This is a genomic window from Micrococcus sp. 140720015-1, assembly GCF_053627595.1.
The window spans coordinates 192821-209374 of sequence record NZ_JBSEYC010000005.1 but is presented as its reverse complement, the minus strand read 5'-3'; the positions used below and the strand labels follow the sequence as shown (position 1 = coordinate 209374).

At 70.8% G+C, this 16554-nt stretch carries 17 protein-coding genes; 5 read left to right on the top strand and 12 right to left on the bottom strand.

All coding sequences use genetic code 11. The features are described 5' to 3' along the window. Positions 1 to 164 precede the first annotated feature (164 nt). Both ACUXPL_RS10095 and ACUXPL_RS10090 read left to right on the top strand, forming a co-directional pair. Positions 165 to 692, top strand: a complete 528-nt coding sequence (locus ACUXPL_RS10095) for a DUF2505 domain-containing protein (protein WP_454183629.1) — start codon at positions 165 to 167, stop codon at positions 690 to 692. Beyond that, the gene (locus ACUXPL_RS10090; protein WP_454183627.1) at positions 689 to 1351 is read left to right on the top strand and encodes an arsenate-mycothiol transferase ArsC; all 663 of its coding nucleotides are present in this window, start codon (positions 689 to 691) and stop codon (positions 1349 to 1351) included. Before ACUXPL_RS10095 ends, ACUXPL_RS10090 begins: the two co-directional genes overlap by 4 nt. Before the next feature lie 47 nt (positions 1352 to 1398). On the opposite strand, the gene pth is transcribed toward ACUXPL_RS10090, so the two are convergent. The 3 genes from pth to ACUXPL_RS10075 form a co-directional block, all read right to left on the bottom strand. Beyond that, the gene (pth, locus tag ACUXPL_RS10085; RefSeq protein ID WP_454183625.1) at positions 1399 to 1974 is read right to left on the bottom strand and encodes an aminoacyl-tRNA hydrolase; all 576 of its coding nucleotides are present in this window, start codon (positions 1972 to 1974) and stop codon (positions 1399 to 1401) included. A 7-nt stretch (positions 1975 to 1981) separates the two neighbouring features. Further along, positions 1982 to 2620 carry a 50S ribosomal protein L25/general stress protein Ctc gene (locus ACUXPL_RS10080; RefSeq protein ID WP_180537022.1) on the bottom strand — a complete coding sequence of 213 codons (639 nt, stop codon included), beginning with the start codon at positions 2618 to 2620 and terminating at the stop codon, positions 1982 to 1984. Positions 2621 to 2805: 185 nt separating this feature from the next. After that, positions 2806 to 4116, bottom strand: a complete 1311-nt coding sequence (locus ACUXPL_RS10075; protein WP_454183622.1) for an O-antigen ligase family protein — start codon at positions 4114 to 4116, stop codon at positions 2806 to 2808. A 169-nt stretch (positions 4117 to 4285) separates the two neighbouring features. Between ACUXPL_RS10075 and ACUXPL_RS10070 the strand changes: the two genes are divergently transcribed. After that, positions 4286 to 5692: a polysaccharide biosynthesis tyrosine autokinase gene (locus tag ACUXPL_RS10070; RefSeq protein WP_454183620.1), complete on the top strand. Its 1407-nt coding sequence runs from the start codon at positions 4286 to 4288 to the stop codon at positions 5690 to 5692. 164 nt (positions 5693 to 5856) lie between these two features. On the opposite strand, the gene ACUXPL_RS10065 is transcribed toward ACUXPL_RS10070, so the two are convergent. From ACUXPL_RS10065 to ACUXPL_RS10045, 5 genes are all read right to left on the bottom strand, one after another. After that, positions 5857 to 6615, bottom strand: a complete 759-nt coding sequence (locus tag ACUXPL_RS10065; RefSeq protein ID WP_454183618.1) for a hypothetical protein — start codon at positions 6613 to 6615, stop codon at positions 5857 to 5859. A 96-nt stretch (positions 6616 to 6711) separates the two neighbouring features. Further along, positions 6712 to 8145, bottom strand: coding sequence for a sugar nucleotide-binding protein (locus ACUXPL_RS10060; protein ID WP_454183616.1), 1434 nt, complete (start codon positions 8143 to 8145; stop codon positions 6712 to 6714). Between the two features lie 13 nt (positions 8146 to 8158). Next, positions 8159 to 9154 carry a dTDP-glucose 4,6-dehydratase gene (gene rfbB, locus ACUXPL_RS10055; protein WP_454183614.1) on the bottom strand — a complete coding sequence of 332 codons (996 nt, stop codon included), beginning with the start codon at positions 9152 to 9154 and terminating at the stop codon, positions 8159 to 8161. A 4-nt stretch (positions 9155 to 9158) separates the two neighbouring features. Continuing rightward, positions 9159 to 9836, bottom strand: a complete 678-nt coding sequence (locus tag ACUXPL_RS10050; protein WP_454183612.1) for an alpha-1,2-fucosyltransferase — start codon at positions 9834 to 9836, stop codon at positions 9159 to 9161. Positions 9837 to 10121: 285 nt separating this feature from the next. Next, complete coding sequence (locus ACUXPL_RS10045; RefSeq protein WP_454183610.1) at positions 10122 to 10964, bottom strand: alpha-1,2-fucosyltransferase; 843 nt, start codon at positions 10962 to 10964, stop codon at positions 10122 to 10124. Between the two features lie 103 nt (positions 10965 to 11067). Here ACUXPL_RS10045 and ACUXPL_RS10040 point away from each other — a divergent pair, with 103 nt between their 5' ends. Both ACUXPL_RS10040 and ACUXPL_RS10035 read left to right on the top strand, forming a co-directional pair. Continuing rightward, a complete protein-coding gene (locus ACUXPL_RS10040; protein WP_454183608.1) occupies positions 11068 to 12057 on the top strand; it encodes a hypothetical protein in 990 nt (329 codons plus the stop codon). A gap of 82 nt (positions 12058 to 12139) precedes the next feature. Then, positions 12140 to 13078, top strand: coding sequence for a glycosyltransferase family 2 protein (locus ACUXPL_RS10035; RefSeq protein ID WP_454183606.1), 939 nt, complete (start codon positions 12140 to 12142; stop codon positions 13076 to 13078). 3 nt (positions 13079 to 13081) lie between these two features. On the opposite strand, the gene galE is transcribed toward ACUXPL_RS10035, so the two are convergent. Genes galE through ACUXPL_RS10015 form a run of 4 tightly spaced genes read right to left on the bottom strand, consistent with a single transcriptional unit; the run spans position 13082 to position 16507 of the window. Beyond that, a complete protein-coding gene (gene galE / locus ACUXPL_RS10030) occupies positions 13082 to 14050 on the bottom strand; it encodes a UDP-glucose 4-epimerase GalE (RefSeq protein ID WP_454183604.1) in 969 nt (322 codons plus the stop codon). Further along, the gene (locus ACUXPL_RS10025) at positions 14047 to 15027 is read right to left on the bottom strand and encodes a glycosyltransferase family 2 protein (RefSeq protein ID WP_454183602.1); all 981 of its coding nucleotides are present in this window, start codon (positions 15025 to 15027) and stop codon (positions 14047 to 14049) included. Before ACUXPL_RS10025 ends, galE begins: the two co-directional genes overlap by 4 nt. Then, positions 15024 to 15536: an acyltransferase gene (locus tag ACUXPL_RS10020; RefSeq protein ID WP_454183600.1), complete on the bottom strand. Its 513-nt coding sequence runs from the start codon at positions 15534 to 15536 to the stop codon at positions 15024 to 15026. Before ACUXPL_RS10020 ends, ACUXPL_RS10025 begins: the two co-directional genes overlap by 4 nt. Beyond that, positions 15533 to 16507 carry a glycosyltransferase family 2 protein gene (locus ACUXPL_RS10015; RefSeq protein WP_454183598.1) on the bottom strand — a complete coding sequence of 325 codons (975 nt, stop codon included), beginning with the start codon at positions 16505 to 16507 and terminating at the stop codon, positions 15533 to 15535. The genes ACUXPL_RS10020 and ACUXPL_RS10015 overlap by 4 nt, the downstream gene beginning before the upstream one ends. Positions 16508 to 16554 lie beyond the last annotated feature (47 nt).

Here is a 16554-nt window from a genome sequence, read left to right as displayed (position 1 = left end):
GGTTCACGAGGGGTCGCGCGGCCGGTCCCGGCGCCGTGCACGGGACCCGGGTCGCGGAGGCCAGCATATAAGGTGAGCGATGGACGCCCATCGCCGTCGGCGAACCGGCGCCGGCCCTCTCGCGGCCCGCCGGGCGCGGCCCGACTTGACCCCGAGGAGACACCGTGGCCTTTTCCGCTCAGCAGTCCATCCCGCACCCGCCGGCGGCCGTGGCAGCCGCCCTGGCGTCCGAGGACTTCCACCGTTCCGTGGTCGAGTCCTTCAGCGGCTCCCTGGTCTCGTTCTCCGTGGAGGGCTCCCCGGAGGGCGCGATGACCGTCACCGCCGTGCGCTCCCTGCCCGCGGACCGGATCCCGGACCGTGTCCCGGACATGGCCCGCAAGCTCATCGGCTCCGCCCTCCAGGTGGAGCAGGTGGAGCGCTGGGACGCGCCCGCCGCGGACGGCTCCCGCGCCGGCACCACCACCATCACCGTGCCCTCCGCCAAGGCGACGGCGGACGGCGCCCTCCGCCTGACCGCCGCCGGTGAGGGTTCCCAGTTCTCCGTGGACGGCACCCTCGTCTGCCGGATCCCGCTGGTGGGCTCGAAGCTCGCGGCGAAGGCCGAGCCGATGGTGGGCAAGGTCGTCAATCACCAGGCCCGGGCGCTGTCCTCGTGGCTCGAGCGTGACGGCGGAGCCACGCGCGGTTGATCTCGTTCTCCCGTCGCCCGGCGCTGTCGAGCCCGTCTCCGCCGGCCCGGCGGGGACGTCGGGCGCTGCCGGCGCCGGACGCCGTGCTCATCGTGTGCACCGGCAACGTGTGCCGCTCGGCCTATGCGAGCCGGGCCCTGCAGGGCCGGCTGGCGGCTCTGGTCCCCGGCCGGGTGGAGGTCGGCAGCGCCGGCTCCCAGCCGAACCAGGCCCTGACGGTGCCGCCGCCGCTCGTGCGGCTCGGCGCCGAGGCCGGCGTCACCGGGCTGGAAGGCCACCGTCCCGCCGCGTTGCAGCCGTTCATGGTGGCGGAGGCGGATCTCGTCTTGGCCGCGGCTCAGGAGCACATGCGCTTCGCACTCCAAGAAGTGCCGCAGGCCGTCGCGCGGGTGTTCACCGTGCTGGAGCTCGCGGCGCTGGTCCGCGCGATGGACCAGCGGGACGGGCGGGACTGGATCCCCGCCGGTCGCGGAGTGCGTGCCTTCGCCGCCGAGGCGGCCCGCCACCGGGCCCTCGCGCGGTCGACCGCCCAGCCCCTCGACGTCATGGACCCGTTCCGCGGGCCGGTGGAGGGGTACGCGGAGATGATCCAGATCATGGATCCCGCCCTGGAGACCATCGCGGACGCCCTGGCCCGCGCCGTGAGCCTCGCGGACTGAGTGTGGGGTTGCGCCCCGCGCGTCGAGCACGTCGCGGGGCGGGAGGCTCAGTGGAACGTCTGCTGGGCGGCTTCGAGCCCGTCCGTGACGAGCTTCTCGACGGCGTCCGCCGCGCGGTCCACGTGCAGGGGCAGGACGTCCTGCTCGGGCTTGGTGAAGGGGCGCAGCACGAAGTCGGCCACGTCCATGCGGCCCGGGGGTCGGCCGATGCCGACGCGCACGCGGGCGTAGTCCTTCGTGCCGAGCGAGGCGGTGATGGACTTCAGGCCGTTGTGGCCGCCCTCTCCCCCGCCGCGCTTGAGACGCAGGGTGTCGAACGGGATGTCCAGCTCGTCATGGACCACCACGAGGTCCTCGTGGCCGATCCCGTAGAAGGACGCCAGCGCGGAGACGGGGCGTCCGGAGACGTTCATGTAGCCGGTGGACTTCGCGAGCACGACCCGCGGCCCCCCGATGCCGAGGCGACCCGTGGCCACCACGGCGCCGGCCCGGTGGCGGGTGAACCCGACCCCCATGCGGGAGGCGAGCTCATCCGCCACCATCTGGCCGACGTTGTGACGGGTGCGCTCGTACTCGGGCCCGGGATTGCCGAGCCCGACGATGAGCGTGGTCCCCGTCGTCATGGCGTGATCAGTCCTCGGAGCCCTCGGACTCGCCCTCGGCGGGCTCGCCCTCAGCGGACTCGGCGGCCTGCTCCTCCTGCACGGACTCGTCGCCGAGGTCCTGCTCGACGACCTCGCTGACGGTGGCGATGACGATGTCGTCCTCGAGCTGCAGGGTGGTGCCGGCGGGGACCTGCACGTCCGTGGCGTACACGTGGTCGCCGGCCTCGCGGCCCTCGATGGAGATGGTGACGGCCTCGGGCAGGTCGGTGGCCTCGGCCTCGACCGGCACGGTGACGTAGTCCAGCACGTACTCGTTGCCGGGGGCGACCTCGCCCTCGACCTGCACGGTGACCTCGACGATGACCTTCTCGCCGCGGCGGACCTCGATGAGGTCCAGGTGGTCCACGGTGTCCTTGATGGCGTGGCGCTGGATGTCCTTGGGCAGGACCAGGTGCTCCTCGCCGGCCTCGTTCACGACGGTGAGCAGGGCGTTGGGGTTCCGGACGGCCAGGGTGGTCTCCTGGGCCGGCAGCAGCAGGTGCACGGGCTCCTGGCCGTGGCCGTAGACGACGGCGGGGATCAGGCCGGCGCGGCGGGCCTGGCGGGCGGCACCCTTGCCGAAGTCGGTGCGGCGGGTGACCTTGATCTTGAGCTGGTCAGACATGATGCGTCCTCCTGTGGGGGTCTCGGCCGCGCAGCCGGGGGCGGCGCGGGATGCGGCCAGGAGGGGGCTTCAGTGCCGCAGCGAGTCAGCGTGCTGACGCGCGGCGGCGGCCTCGTCGATCACGGAGCGCGCGCTCCCTCGCCTGGGCAACCTGGACAGGATAGCACCGGTGATGCTCGTCGCGCTCAGCGGCCCGCTCGTCGGGACCGCTCCACGATGCGGTCCAGCTTGCGGCGGTGGGCCCGGTCCTTCGCGGGTGCGCCATGGGATTCGTCACTCTCCTGGGCGCTCAGCAGCAGGCCGCAGCCGAGGACGACGGCGCCGAAGATCGTGATGAATACCTCGCCCAGCTGAAGGGAGGTCACCAGGACGATGAGGGCGGCCCCCTCGACAGCCACGCGGGACGGCGAGCGGTGCGTCCGGGCGAAGGGTCGCAGGCACAGCCAGAGGTAGGCGCCGACCACGACGACCAGGAACGGCCAGCCGCCCTCCACGAGGAGCCCCAGGTAGGAGTTGTGGAAGAACATGGTCACGCCGTCCAGGTCCACGAATGCCGTGGAGAGTCCCTGGCCGAAGAAGGACGTGTCCGCGACCTTCTCCGCGGACGCCTCCTGGATCTGCGCACGGAACCAGTCCGTGCCCGTGCGGTCTCCGAAGATGCCGAGGTCGGCCAGGTTCTCCTCGGCCCAGCTGACGAACCAACCCATGACGACCGCCAGTGCGATACGCAGGACCCTCCCCAGGTACGGGCTCACGAGGATCCACACGACCGCGCAGAGCAGCGCGGCCATCGAGGTCCGCGAGCCGGTGAGGAAGGTCAGGGCGGAACCGGCACCCAGCACGAGGAGCTTCGGGCCCATGCGCTGCATGGTGGCCACCAGCAGCACGGGCAGGAGCGCGTAGAAGAGGCCGGAGACGTTCTTGTCCCCCAGGAACCCGGTGAGGTAGCCGCCGTAGGTGTCCGGGGCCAGTCCCGTGTAGAAGAGGGGCACGTTGATCAGTGCGCCGGCCGTCATCCCGTAGAGGACGCCCTTGATGTCGATCCGCTCGCTGGCGATGGCGTAGATCAGCAGGATCAGGAGCGTGATCCTGGTGGCGCGACGGGTGGGGTCGAGGTCGTTGTGCACGGTCACCGCGACGAGATACGCCACCAGGGCCAGTGCGACGAGAGCCAGCACGCCGTAGTGGGAGAGGTCCCGGCGGGGTTGCCGGAACGAAGCCAGGAGGATGAGCAGGATGGCGGAGAACTCCGCGAACGGGATCGGCAGGCCGGGAGCAGTGAACGCCTCCATCACCAGGCCGATGGCCAGCAGGGCCTCGAACAGCCGCGGCGAGGCCGACGTGACCAGCGGGTTCCACGGGGAGCGGGTCCACGCGGCCTGACCGTCCGGGACGAGACCGAGCGAGGCGTGATGCCTGGCCGGCCGGGCCTCGGGTGGCACAATGGCCCCCACAGCGCGGGCAGCCGTCCGGTCACGGGGCGTGCTCGAGCGCATGGTGCGGAACCTTTCATGGACGCCGGGCGATACTCGGCTCAGCGTAGCGCGGTGGCGGGCCTCATCCTCGGGGCCCTCAGAGCGCACGGTGGGTGTTGGTACCGTGGACCTGTGCGTTTCCTGGCCACAACGGCCCGCGCATCCCCGTCCATGACCCCCGAGGTGCTCCGTGACGATCGTCGACTTCTTCCGCCTTCTGCGCGCCAACCTCCTGCTGCTCCTGGCAGCAGCCCTCGTGGGAGGTCTGTTGGGTTGGGGCTATTCCGCACTGCAGCCCCGGATCTACGCATCCGAATCTCAGGGGTTCCTCGCCGCGCGGGCTGCAGATCAGAGCCTCATCACCAGCAACCTGCCCGCCGAGAGCCGGGCTCAGGCCTACGTCGCCCTGATCAACAGCCAGGCCGTGCGTGAACGCGTGGCACAGGGCACGGGGCAGGACGGCGACGGCTCGCTCTCCGCAGTGCTCGTTCCCGAGTCCAGCATGATCAAGGTGACCGCCACCTCGACGGACCCCGAGACCGCCGCGCAGCTCGCGAACAGCGCCCTGCAGGCGACGGCGGACGTGGCGGCGGACGTGGACAAGAACAGCCCGCTGGAGGTCGTGCCGCTGTCCGACGCCCGTGTGCCCTCTGCCCCCGTGAGCCCTGACACCCGGCGCAACGTCCTCTTGGGCGCGGTGGCCGGACTGGGTGCGGGACTCGCCATCGCCGTGCTCCGCCGCCTCCTCGACGTGAAGGTGCGCAGCCGCGCCGACGTGAAGGAGATCACCGGCGCCGGCGTGATCGGAGCCGTTCCGGAGAACGCGTCCCTGACCCGCACGGGCGAGGATGCCGTGGACCTCGACCCCCGGGCCGGCGAGGCCATCCGGGCGCTGCGCACCAACCTCAAGTTCGTCTCCGTCGACGAGCCGCCGCGCGTCGTCTCGTTCACGAGCGCGGACCCCTCCGAGGGCAAGTCGACCGTCGCGTCGAACCTGGCCCGCGCCCTGGCCCTGGCCGGCGAACGGGTGCTCGTGGTGGACGCCGACCTGCGGCGGCCCCGGCAGCACGACCTCTTCCAGGTGGCGGGCGACGTAGGCCTGTCCGAGGTGCTGGCCGGTGAGGTGCAGCCGGACGACGCCCTCGCGGCCACCGGCATCCCGAACCTCACGCTGCTCCCCGCCGGCCGGACGCCCCCGAACCCGTCAGAGTTGCTGGGCTCGAAGCGCATGCGGGCCCTGCTGAAGCTGGCGTCGGAGGACTTCCTCGTCATCGTCGACTCCCCTCCCCTGCTGCCCGTCACGGACGGCTCCCTCCTGGCCACGGCCGTGGACGGGACTGTGCTCGTGGTGCGTCAGGGGCGGACCCGCAAGGACCACCTCGAGGCGGCCGTAGAGAATCTCGCCGCGGTGGACGCGCATCTGCTGGGCGTCGTCATGAACGGCGTCGCGCGCTCCCAGCGCGGCGGCGGCTACTCCTACGGCTACGGGTACGAGAGCACGTACCACAAGTCCCACGAGAAGTACCTGAAGGGAACCGGCGCGGCCGGCAAAGGAGGAAAGAGGTCCCGTCGGGCCGCACGCGCGAAGAAGGGCTGACGCCAGTCCCCTCCACGCGCTGGGGCCCCGCACCTTCCGGTGCGGGGCCCCACTACGTCTGTGCGCGCCGGCCAGTGCTGGCGGCGGCCTCGTCGATCACGGCGCGCGCTCCCTCGCCTGGGCAACCCGGCAGGACAACACCTGAGCGACGGGGGCGGGTCGGCTCAGAGGCTGTGGCTCTGCACGTTCGCCGCGTCCTCGGCATCCGGCATGACTGCCGAACGCCCCTGGGCGCCGGGAACATATGCGGGACTCTCGCCTGCGCGGCGCTCGAAGTGCAGGGTCTGGGGCGACTGCGGGCCGTTGGGCCCGTCCGGATCCACGACGATCTCCCGGTACGCCCAGTAGTCCAGGGGCACGCACCTGCCCCCCTCCATCTGAGAGAAGCTGTTGGTGTACACATGGAAGTTCTCGAGGTAGAGCCGCCCGTCATCCTTGACGTTCTTCGGGTCGATGGTGCCGGTGTACGTCCAGGTGTAGGGGGTGTACATGAAACCGTCAGCCTTGGTCTGCGCGGCACCCCGCACGGGGCCTGACCACTGCGCGGAATGTTGGGTGCCTGTCCGCCAGGTGATTGGGTTCTGGAGCGCAGTATGAGTGCCGCGCACCCAGTAGACGAGCTTGGCGCCGCTGTAACTGGCGTCCTTGGAGACGTCGTAGAGGTAGAGCCCGAAGGGCGCACCATCGGGAGTGGTGCCCGGGTTGGAGGGCGCCGAAGTCACCTCAATGGAACGAGAGGTGCACCAGGTACCACTGGATCTGGCCTGCACCCAGCCGTTGATGCCGGGATCCTTGCGCAGCGAAGCGGCGAAGGACGGCGCCGCCGAGACCATGGCCACGGCGGGGACAGACCAGGCCAGACCGGTGGCGACGGCGCGCCGACTCGGGCCTGACGCGGTGGTGTGAGCAGAGCGAGCGTTCATGACGGGGCCTTTCAGGGAGACTACGTGTGCCCGATTCAGGAGGACTACGTGTGCCTGATGTATTTCTGCTGTGCAGACACGTCCGAGGGAAGAGTATCAGCAGGTGCCAGCCCTGAACTCCGTCAGATGGTCTCGCAGGCGTTCGCGCTGGTCCGGGGCGGTGTAGCCGACGGCGGCCAGGGGCCCGAGGTCGAGCGCGCTGTTCGTCGGCCGCGGGGCCACGCCCTCCTTGCCGGCCATGTACTCGGCGGTGGTCGTGGCGGAGACGCGTGCGGCGTCGTGGCCGGTGTCCTCGAAGACCCACCGGGCGACGTCGTGCCAGGTGACCACGTCACCGCTGTTGGTCATGTGGAACGTGCCCGTGGGCGCGTCCGTGGTGACCAGGTGCAGCAGGGCGTCGGCGAGGTCGTCGGCGAAGGTGAGGCGGCCGTGCTGGTCGTCGACGACGGCCGGGTCGATCCCGCGCTCGGCGAGGGACGCCATCGTGGCCACGAAGTTCTTCCCCTCCCCGATCACCCAGGAGGTGCGGACGATCCAGTGCCGCGGCGCGGTGCGCACCGCGGCCTCGCCGGCGGCCTTCGACTGGCCGTAGACGCCCAGCGGCGCGAGCGGGTGGTCCACCGGGTGCTCCTGCCCCACGGGGAGGGCGCCGTCGAACACGTAGTCCGTGGAGACGTGCGCCAGGGGCACGCCGGCCTCGGTGCAGCGGCGGGCGAGCTCGGCGACGGCGGTCGCATTGACGGCCCAGGCCTGGGCCCGGCCCTCGGGCGTCTCGGCGGCGTCCACCGCGGTCATGGCGGACGCGTTGACCACGGCGCGCAGGCCGCGGAAGTGCTCCCGCGGCCACGAGGCCGGATCGGTCATGTCCCACGTGTACCGGCCGTGGGCCTCCACGGGGATCCCGGCAGCCTCGGCGTGGGCCACCAGGGCGCGGCCGAGCTGGCCGCCGGCGCCGAGCACGAGGATCGGGGCGGGCGGCATGGGGGTGACGTCCGCGAGCATCGGGTGGGCGCGGTCCTTGTCCGAGAGCTCGGCGTCCTCGAGCGGGATGGGCCAGGCGATGGCGGCCGTCGGGTCCGCGAGGTTGAGGAACGTGTACTGGCCCTGCGCGTCGGCGGACCAGTGGTCGTTCACCAGGTAGGTGTAAGCCGTGTCCGGTTCGAGTGTCTGATAGGAGTTGCCCACCCCGCGCGGCACGAAGACGGCCTTCTCCGGGCCGAGCTCCACGGTGGCGACGGCGCCGAAGGACGGCCCCTCCCGCAGGTCCACCCAGGCACCGAAGATCCGGCCGTGGGCGACGGCCACGTACTTGTCCCACGGCTCGGCGTGGATGCCGCGGGTGGTGCCGACGGCGTCGTTGAACGAGATGTTGTTCTGCACCGGGGCGAGCGAGGCCAGGCGGGGGTGCTCGGCGGCGAGGGCGCGGATCTTCTCCTGCTGCCAGTTCTCCTTGAACCAGCCGCGGTTGTCCCCGTGGACGTCGAGGTCGAGGACGAGCAGACCGGGGATGGCGGTCTCGGTGATGCGCATCAGCGGTGCCTCCTCACTGGCCCTTGGCGCGGTACTTCGCTTCGACGGCGTCCTTGGCCGGGCGCCACCAGGCCTCGTTCTCGCGGTACCAGCGGACCGTGTCCGCCAGACCGGCGCGGAGGTCCGTGAACTGCGGCTCCCAGCCGAGTTCGGTGCGCAGGGCGGTGTTGTCGATCGCGTAGCGCAGGTCGTGGCCCGGGCGGTCGGCGACGAGGTCGTAGTCGTCCGCGGGGCGGTCGAAGAGCTCGAGGAGGATCTCCACGATCTCCCTGTTGTTCCTCTCGCCGTCCGAACCGATCAGGTACGTGCGGCCGATCTCGCCGCGTTCGAGGATGCGCAGCACGGCCGAGGAGTGGTCCTCCGTGTGGATCCAGTCCCGGACGTTGACGCCCTGGCCGTAGAGGCGGGGGCGGACGCCGTCGATCAGGTTGGTGATCTGGCGCGGGATGAACTTCTCGACGTGCTGGTACGGGCCGTAGTTGTTGGAGCAGTTGCTCAGCGTGGCCTGCACGCCGAAGGAGCGGACCCACGCGCGCACCAGGTGGTCCGAGCCGGCCTTCGAGGCCGAGTAGGGACTGGAGGGGTGGTACGGGGTGGTCTCGGTGAACTTCGCCGGGTCGCCGAGCTCGAGGTCGCCGTAGACCTCGTCCGTGGACACGTGGTGGAACCGCTTGCCGTGCTTGCGGACCGCCTCGAGGAGGACGAAGGTTCCGACGATGTTCGTCTGGATGAACGGGGACGGATCGTTCAGCGAATTGTCATTGTGGGACTCCGCCGCGTAGTGCACGACGGCGTCCGACTCGGCGACCAGGCGGTCCACCAGGGCCGCGTCGCAGATGTCCCCGACCTCGAGAATGACGCGGTCCTCGGGCAAGCCGGCGAGGTTCTCCCGGTTGCCGGCGTAGGTCAGCTTGTCCAGGACGACGACGTCGTGCCCGGTCTCGCGGACGACGTGGTGGACGAAGTTCGATCCGATGAACCCGGCGCCGCCGGTGACGAGGAGGTGCATGGGGTCAGGGTATCGGGGGAAGTCGCTCTTCCGCGGCCTCACGCATCGCCGAGAAGTCGCCTTCGATGACAGTCCAGCTGGGGGCCAGAAGATGGGAGCGACCGCCGTTTTCGGTCCGAGAGAAGAACCAGGGAGCGATCACCTGTCGTCCTGGATTGAGGACGTCGCCGATGTATCCGCCCCAATACGAGAAAGTGGAATTGGTGATGACGAGGCGCTTCGCGTGGATGATCGCCTTGAGGTCATGCGCGATGTCGCCGTCTTCATACTCCACCGGTGCGAACTCGGAGAGAAGGTCATTCACGTGGTCGCGACACCAGTCGAGGCCATCCGAGATGACGACGATGCGACCCACGGGCCCCTGCGTGCGCACGGCTTCTGCGAGAGCCGAACGCAGGTACTTCTCCTGGTCCATGCCGAATTGAGCCCGATGCCTTTCGACGCTGTAGTAGTCGCCTCGCCGAACATTGACGACGATCGCATCGTCGTAGGAATCCGTCGCCGGGGAGACTGCAGATCCTGGAAGGAGGTCCTGGCGGATGAAATCTCCAAGTAGGGGTGGCGCAAAGCGACCGGTTGATCGCTCCTCGTTTTCCCACGGGCGCACCCGCTGTGCAGTGAAGGGCACGTGAGACCGCCGCAGGAATCTCTTCTCGCGGAGACGTGGGAACAACTCGATCACGCCCACCCTGTTTTCGGGAAGCAAGACGAACCGGGGCTCCCCCAGAGAGGCCCCCTCGTACGCCCAGAGCCCCTGATAGAGGAGATTCCCCAGCCCCATCCACTCGGGAGCCCACGAGACGGGCGCCCCCCGTCGAACGGTTCGGAGAATGGACGCCTTTACGGCACCTATAGCATGCATGAGTTCAATCTAAGTCATGGTGCGGGGACAGTCCTGACCGCCGCTACGGTTTCGCTCCACCATGGGCGCAGACAGGCAGCAACGCCGAGCCCGTGCTGGACGACGTCAGATGAACGCGTCATCGGGGATCGCCTGCCATTGCGGGAGCAGCAAGGGAGACTCACCTCGCGCGTACAGCCGGTTGAAGTGCAGGGGTGCCTGGACGCTCTGCGGGCGGTCGCTGGGAGGCATTGCACTCGCCAGGTATCCACCCCAGTAGGAGAACGTCGAGTTCGCCAGGATCAGGTGCCGCCCGCCGGCGAGCTGTGCCAGATCACGGAACATGTCGTGTTCGCCCGGAATCGTCCCCACGTCCCCCCAGGTCGAGAGGAAGCCGAGGTTCTCGCGGCACCAGTCGACATCATCGGAGACGAGAATGATTCGACCTGCCTCGTCTCGAGGAATCTTCGCCACAGCGGCCCGGACGTACCCGGCGATGTCGAACCCGAAGTTGGCGCGGTGGACCGGATCGGAGTAGTAGTCCCCCCGACGCACGTTCACCACGACTGCCCCGCGGTCGACCTGCTTCAGACGCGCCTGAAATCCGTTGCTCGCCAACAGCCTCTCGCGCGTGAAGTCCAGGAGGTCACGAAAGAACCAGTCCTGGTAGGTCTGCTGGCCCCACTCGACCGTTCGCTCTTGCCGGAAGGACACATCCTCTTCCCGCACCGTGAGATCCCTGAGGGCAGGGAACTCTGTCAACCACGGCTCCATCTTGGGCTTGTAGCGCACCAGCCACGGACGTCCCGTTTCCCGGCGGCGCACCCAGGCCGTGGCCCACAGGTAGAGGAAGTTGCCGCCGTTCATCGGCTCTGCTCCCCAGATCACGGGAGGGTCGGCGCGGCGCACCGTGGCCAGCACGCCGGCAGCAATGTCTCGGGGCGTCCTCATCCTCATCAGGCTCCGCATCGGTGGCCTCCTCAATTCCGCCGCCACAACAGACGTACCCGATCTCAGCGTACTGGCCAGGCCCTCGTCCCCGACTGGATCGTGCGACGCCTAGGCTGGCCGTATGAGCGTCGACGTCCTCTACGTCCGTCCCGGCGGCAGCGGCTGGGGTCCCGTCGATGTCCTCGCGCGCCTGGCCGCCCGGCTGCTCGAGGGCCGCCTCGTCGAGGTCGAGGACCGCGGCGCCGCCTCCTGGGCCCAGCGCGCGTCCGTGCTCCTGCCGCGCGGCCGGCGGGCCCGCGGGCGCCGCCTCCTGGTGCTCGTCGGCAACCCCGCCGCCCTCGCCCTGGCCGCGCGCCGGGACCTGTGGTGGCCCGGGCACGAGTCCACGGCGGCCTGGATCGTCGACTCGTTCTGGACCGACCGGATCGCCAGGATCGCCCGGCACCGGCCCCACTTCGACCGACTGTTCGTGACGGACCCGGACCTCGTCGACGAGTGGGCTGCGCTGACCGGCCGCCCCGTGGACGCGCTGCCGTGGGGTTCGGACACCCTCGCCGTCGCCGCCGACGACGGCCCCCGCCCGGTCGACCTGCTGCGCCTGGGCCGCCAGCCGGAGGCCTGGGACGACGACGCCCGTACCGCCCGCGAGGCGCAGGACCACGGCCTCGTGTTCCGGGGCCGGCCGCCGTCGTCGCCGGATCCGCTGCAGAACCAGGAGGCCGTCCGCGCTGCGCTGGCGCAGGCGCGCCTCGTGCTCGCGTTCTCCAACCTCGTCAGCCCTGCGCCGTACACGCACCCGACCCGCGACTACCTCACGGGCCGGTGGACGGACGCCCTCGCGGCGGGATGCCGTGTGGCCGGCGTCGCCCCGCGGTCCGCGGCCACGCTCCTGTGGCCGGAGGCCACGCTCGAGGTCTCACCCGACTCCCGCGCCGAGGCCTGGCCCGTGCTCGCGGAGGCCGCCGCCGCCTGGACGCCGGAGCGGGCCGCCGAGCAGCGGCGCCGGGCCCGCCGGGAGCTGGACTGGCGGCTGCGCCTGCAGCGGCTCTGCACCGCGATGGGCTGGCCCCTCCCCCCGGCCCTCGACGCGGAGCTGGCCGCCCTGGACTGAACGCCGTCCGCCCCCGGACCGCCTTCCGACCCGGACCGCACCCGTCTGACCCTCCGACCCGCCGCACCCGACAGGAGACCCGATGCCCTCCCCCCTCGACCTCGCCCGCCAGGCCAAGCACCGCCTGTTCCTCCTCCGCCGGGCCCGGGAAGTGGTCCGGCAGGCCGCCGCCGTCCGCGGCTCGGAGCGGTTCGCCCGCGAGTACGCCCTCGCCTCGGCCGGGTTCGACCTGCCGGAGCTGCCGGCGATGTCCGGCCCGTGCGCCGTCGCGATGGTTCGCGACGAGGCGGACGTGATCGAGCGCTCCGTGCGCCACCTCGCGGACCAGGGGATCCCGCACATCGTCGTCGTGGACAACGGGTCGAAAGACGCGACGCCGGACATCCTGCGCCGACTGACCGAGGAGATCCCGGGGCTCGTCGTCGGCGCGGACCGGGAGCCGGCCTACGTGCAGTCCGCCAAGATGACCCGGCTGGCCGACCTGGCCTCCGCCGCCGGCGCCACGTGGGTGGTCCCGTTCGATGCGGACGAGCTCTGGTTCGGCGCCGAGGGCACGCTCGCCGAGGCCCTGGCCGCCACCGACGCACCCGTGCTGCACGCCGTCATGCACAACGCGTTCCCGGCGGCGGACGGCTCCGGCCCGCTGCTGGACACCACCGCGCACTTCAACGTCAAGGTCGCGTTCCGCCCGCGCTCTGGGGCCGTCGTCGAGATGGGCAACCACGAGGTCCTGCGCCCGGGCGTCCGCGCGGAGAGCCTGCGGATCCTGCACCTGCCGTGGCGCTCCTTCGAGCAGTTCGCCCGCAAGAGCCGCACCGGCGCGCAGGCGATCGCGCTCGCCGACACCCCCGAGGACAAGGCGTACCACTGGCGCCGGCTCGGGGCTCTCGACGACGACGCCCTGCGCGCCGCGTGGGAGGCCCTCCTGGCCGGGCAGCCGCTCACGGATGCGGCCTGGTACCCGCGCGGGGCACTGCGCCCGCTGCGCTCGGACGCCCCGACCCGCTGGGACGAGGTCTGAGCGTCAGCGCGTCTCGGGCGGCCGCCGAGCCTCCCACGCGGAGCGGACCATGTCCTCGACCGTGTGGCGGTTCTCCCACCCGAGGTCACGCGCGGCGAGGGAGCCGTCCGCCACGATGCGCGCGGGGTCCCCGGGGCGGCGCGGCTCCACGATCGGGTCGACGTCGCGCCCGGTGGCTCGACCGACGGCCTCCATGATCTGCCGGACCGACGTGCCGGCCCCGGAGCCGAGGTTGTAGACCGGGGCCAGGGCGTGGCCCTCCGCGAGCGCCCGGGCGGCGGCCACATGGGCCCGGGCGACGTCGGCCACGTGCACGTAGTCCCGCACGCACGTGCCATCCGGGGTGGGGTGGTCGGCACCGAACAGGCGCGGGCGGTCGCCGCGGTCCAGGGCCCGGAACACGAGCGGGAAGAGGTTGTGGGGGCTCGTGTCGGACAGCGCCGGATCCGCGGAGCCGACCACGTTGAAGTAGCGCAGGCTCGTGTGCCGGAGGCCCGTGGCCCGGCCCTGGTCCGCGAGCAGCCACTCCCCGATCAGCTTGCTCTCCCCGTAGGGGGACTCCGGGGCGGTCGCCGTCGCCTCCGTGACGCGTTCCACGTCCGGGGTGCCGTACACGGCCGCCGAGGAGGAGAAGACGACGGCGGGGACCTCGGCCCGCTCCATCGCCTCGAGCACGCCCAGGGTGCCGCGCACGTTCACGCGGTAGGCGTGCAGCGGCTCGCGGACGGACTCGCCCGCGAACTTGTACCCGGCCACGTGCACGACGCCGGCGGCGCCCACGCGCGTCAGGAACGCCGCCACCTGCCCGACGTCGCCGACGTCGGCCCGGAGCAGGGGCACGTCGGCGGGCACGAAGTCCGCGAACCCGGTCGAGAGGTCGTCGACGACGGCCACGTCCATGCCCGCCCCCTGCAGGGCGCGCACCACGTGGGCGCCGATATATCCGGCCCCGCCGGTCACCACCCAGGTCATGTGGTGCCCCGGCCGCGCCCCCGACGGAGCAGTCGTGTCCTCCGGCCCGACGGTGCCCAGCGGTATCGCACCATCCCCTCGAGGGCGCCGACATGAGCACCCACACGGGCGGACCAGGCGAGCTGTGCCCCCTCGTCACGCCGCGATGCCGGGAAGGCGGCCGCACCTCGCACCACCTCCAAAGCGGACCCCTTCAGACTGGGCCCTTGCATCGGGCTGTCACGATAGCGGGTCCACAGGTAGATGCGACCGCGCTGCTGGATGCGCTGCTGCCGGAACAGGCTTCGTGGTTCGGACTTGAGCCGATAGTGGACAACCGCCTGGGGCACACTCACCACCTGCATCCCGGCCTGCTGGGCCCGCCAGGCGAAGTCCGTCTCCTCCGCGCCACCCGGATACGAGGCGTCCATCCCCCCGAGGGCGAGGTACGCCGATCGGTGGATCGCGAAGTTGCCCCCGGCCACTGTCTGAAGATGGCCGGCGAAGCCGCCGGGGTTCTCTTTCACCGTCGTCGGGCGGGCGAGCTCGTCGACCTTGGGGTCCGGTCCGATCCGGTAGGCGGCGAGGACCTCGGGCGAGTTGAAGCGCCCGTGGTGGAGTGCACCGGTGGCGATTCGAGAGGGATCGTCCACGACGGCGTCGGTGAGGGATCGCACCCACGCGCGGCCCACGAGGTCATCAGCGTCGCAGAAGAGCAGGATCCTCCCCCGCGCTGCCCGAACCGCCACGTTGCGCCCGTGGGACGCGCTCGCCGGCCCCGAAGCGTCGACAACCCGCACGGTGAAGGGAACCGGCTCCTGCAACGCCGCCTCGCGCGTTCCGTCGGTGCTGCCGTTGTCCCCGATGACCACCTCAAAGGAGGGGGCATGCACCTGGGAGGCCAGCGCGCGCAGCTGCTCGGGGATCCACTGAGCAGCATCCTTCGCCGGGACGATCACACTGACGATCGGTGTACCTGCAGCCGCCGACTCGTTCATGTGCCGGCCTCCCCGTCCACATCGCGAACTCGTCGGGCGGGCACACCGGCGTACAGGCCATTCGGCTCGCAGTCTTTGGTGACGACGGCGCCGGCCGCGATGATGCACCCTGCACCGACTTTCAGTCCCGGAAGGATGATCGCGCCAGCCCCGATCCACGTGCCGTCGCCGACCACCACCGGCTCCGGCCCGCCTTTTCCGGCCCGCATCTCCGGCCCGCCGATCGAGTGCTTCGCGGTGATGATCATGGACCGCGGACCCATGTAGACGTTCCGCCCCAGGGCAACGGGGCCGTTGTCGATGAAGACCTCACGGTTGAGATAGCACCCCTCTTGCATGGTCAGCGCCGAGGGGTCCAGCACCCTCACCTCAGCGGAGAACCAGGATTCCCGGGCGCCCTGCAGGCCGAGCCGTGCGAGGAGGGCGGGACGCAGGCGGTTCGGGAGGACTTCGGAACGCGACGCGACAAGAAGGAGACGGCGAGCGGTGGCACCTCCGGGGATTTTCATGCGCGCTCCTCCCCCTGCCTCGTGATGGCCATGCCGACTCCTAGGGCGCTGGCCGGCCGGCGCTTCCACGGCACGTATACCTCGGCCTTGCCCCAAGCGTGGCCGGCCGCAGTGTTCAGGCGCATCCACACCCCGGGCCAGTCACGCGGTTTGCGACCGGCCGCCATGAGAGCAGCGCTACCGGCTGCGCGCGCCAGCTCCCCCCAGGGGCTGGGGAAATGCGAGCGAGCGTTCAGCCCATAACGGTCGGCAACCAGAGCATGGGCGTAGGCCGATCGTCGGGCCAGTCGGGTGCGGAAGCGCAGGTCCCATTTCCCACGGAAGGCGATACGCACCGCGGGGGCTTCATCCACCGCGATGCCCAGGCGGTGCGCCCTGACGCCGAAGTCGTTGTCCTCGTAGACCCCGCCCAGAGAGATGTCGAAGCCGCCGAGGCGTGTGTAGACGTCCCGGGTCGCACCGAAGTCCCCGCCCATCAGGACGGGGAATGCCTCGCGGAGGTCTCCGGGGATCATGTCCGTCCAGTCAGCCCTATCGCCCATCGCCGCACGGATGCCCTCCAGTCCTCCGGTCATGTCGGCATCGCTCATGAGCTGGGCTCCACCCGACCACAGGGGCGTGACAGAGAAGGCCCGCGCGCCGTTGCGCACCCACCACCGGGACACCACATCGTCCGCGTCGGCGAACATGAGGAAATCTGCGTGAGCATGCGCCGCCCCCACATTTCGTGCGAATCCCGGGCCTTGGTGCTCAGGTGCGCTCACAAGACGCAATGGGTATGAGACCTCCCGAGCCAGCCGGCGGACCACGGAGGCAGTTCCGTCGGTGGAGGCGTTGTCCACGACGACGACCTCGTAAGAAGGAGCTCCGCTCTGGGCATCCAGGGCCTCCAGCTGCAGAGGGAGGAAGCGCTCTGCGTTGAACGCGGGGATGATCACGCTGATTTCTGGCAGCGCGCTTGTCTGGCTCACAGCTCGATCCTATCCCGGTAGGGTGCCCGGTAGACACGCACTCACCG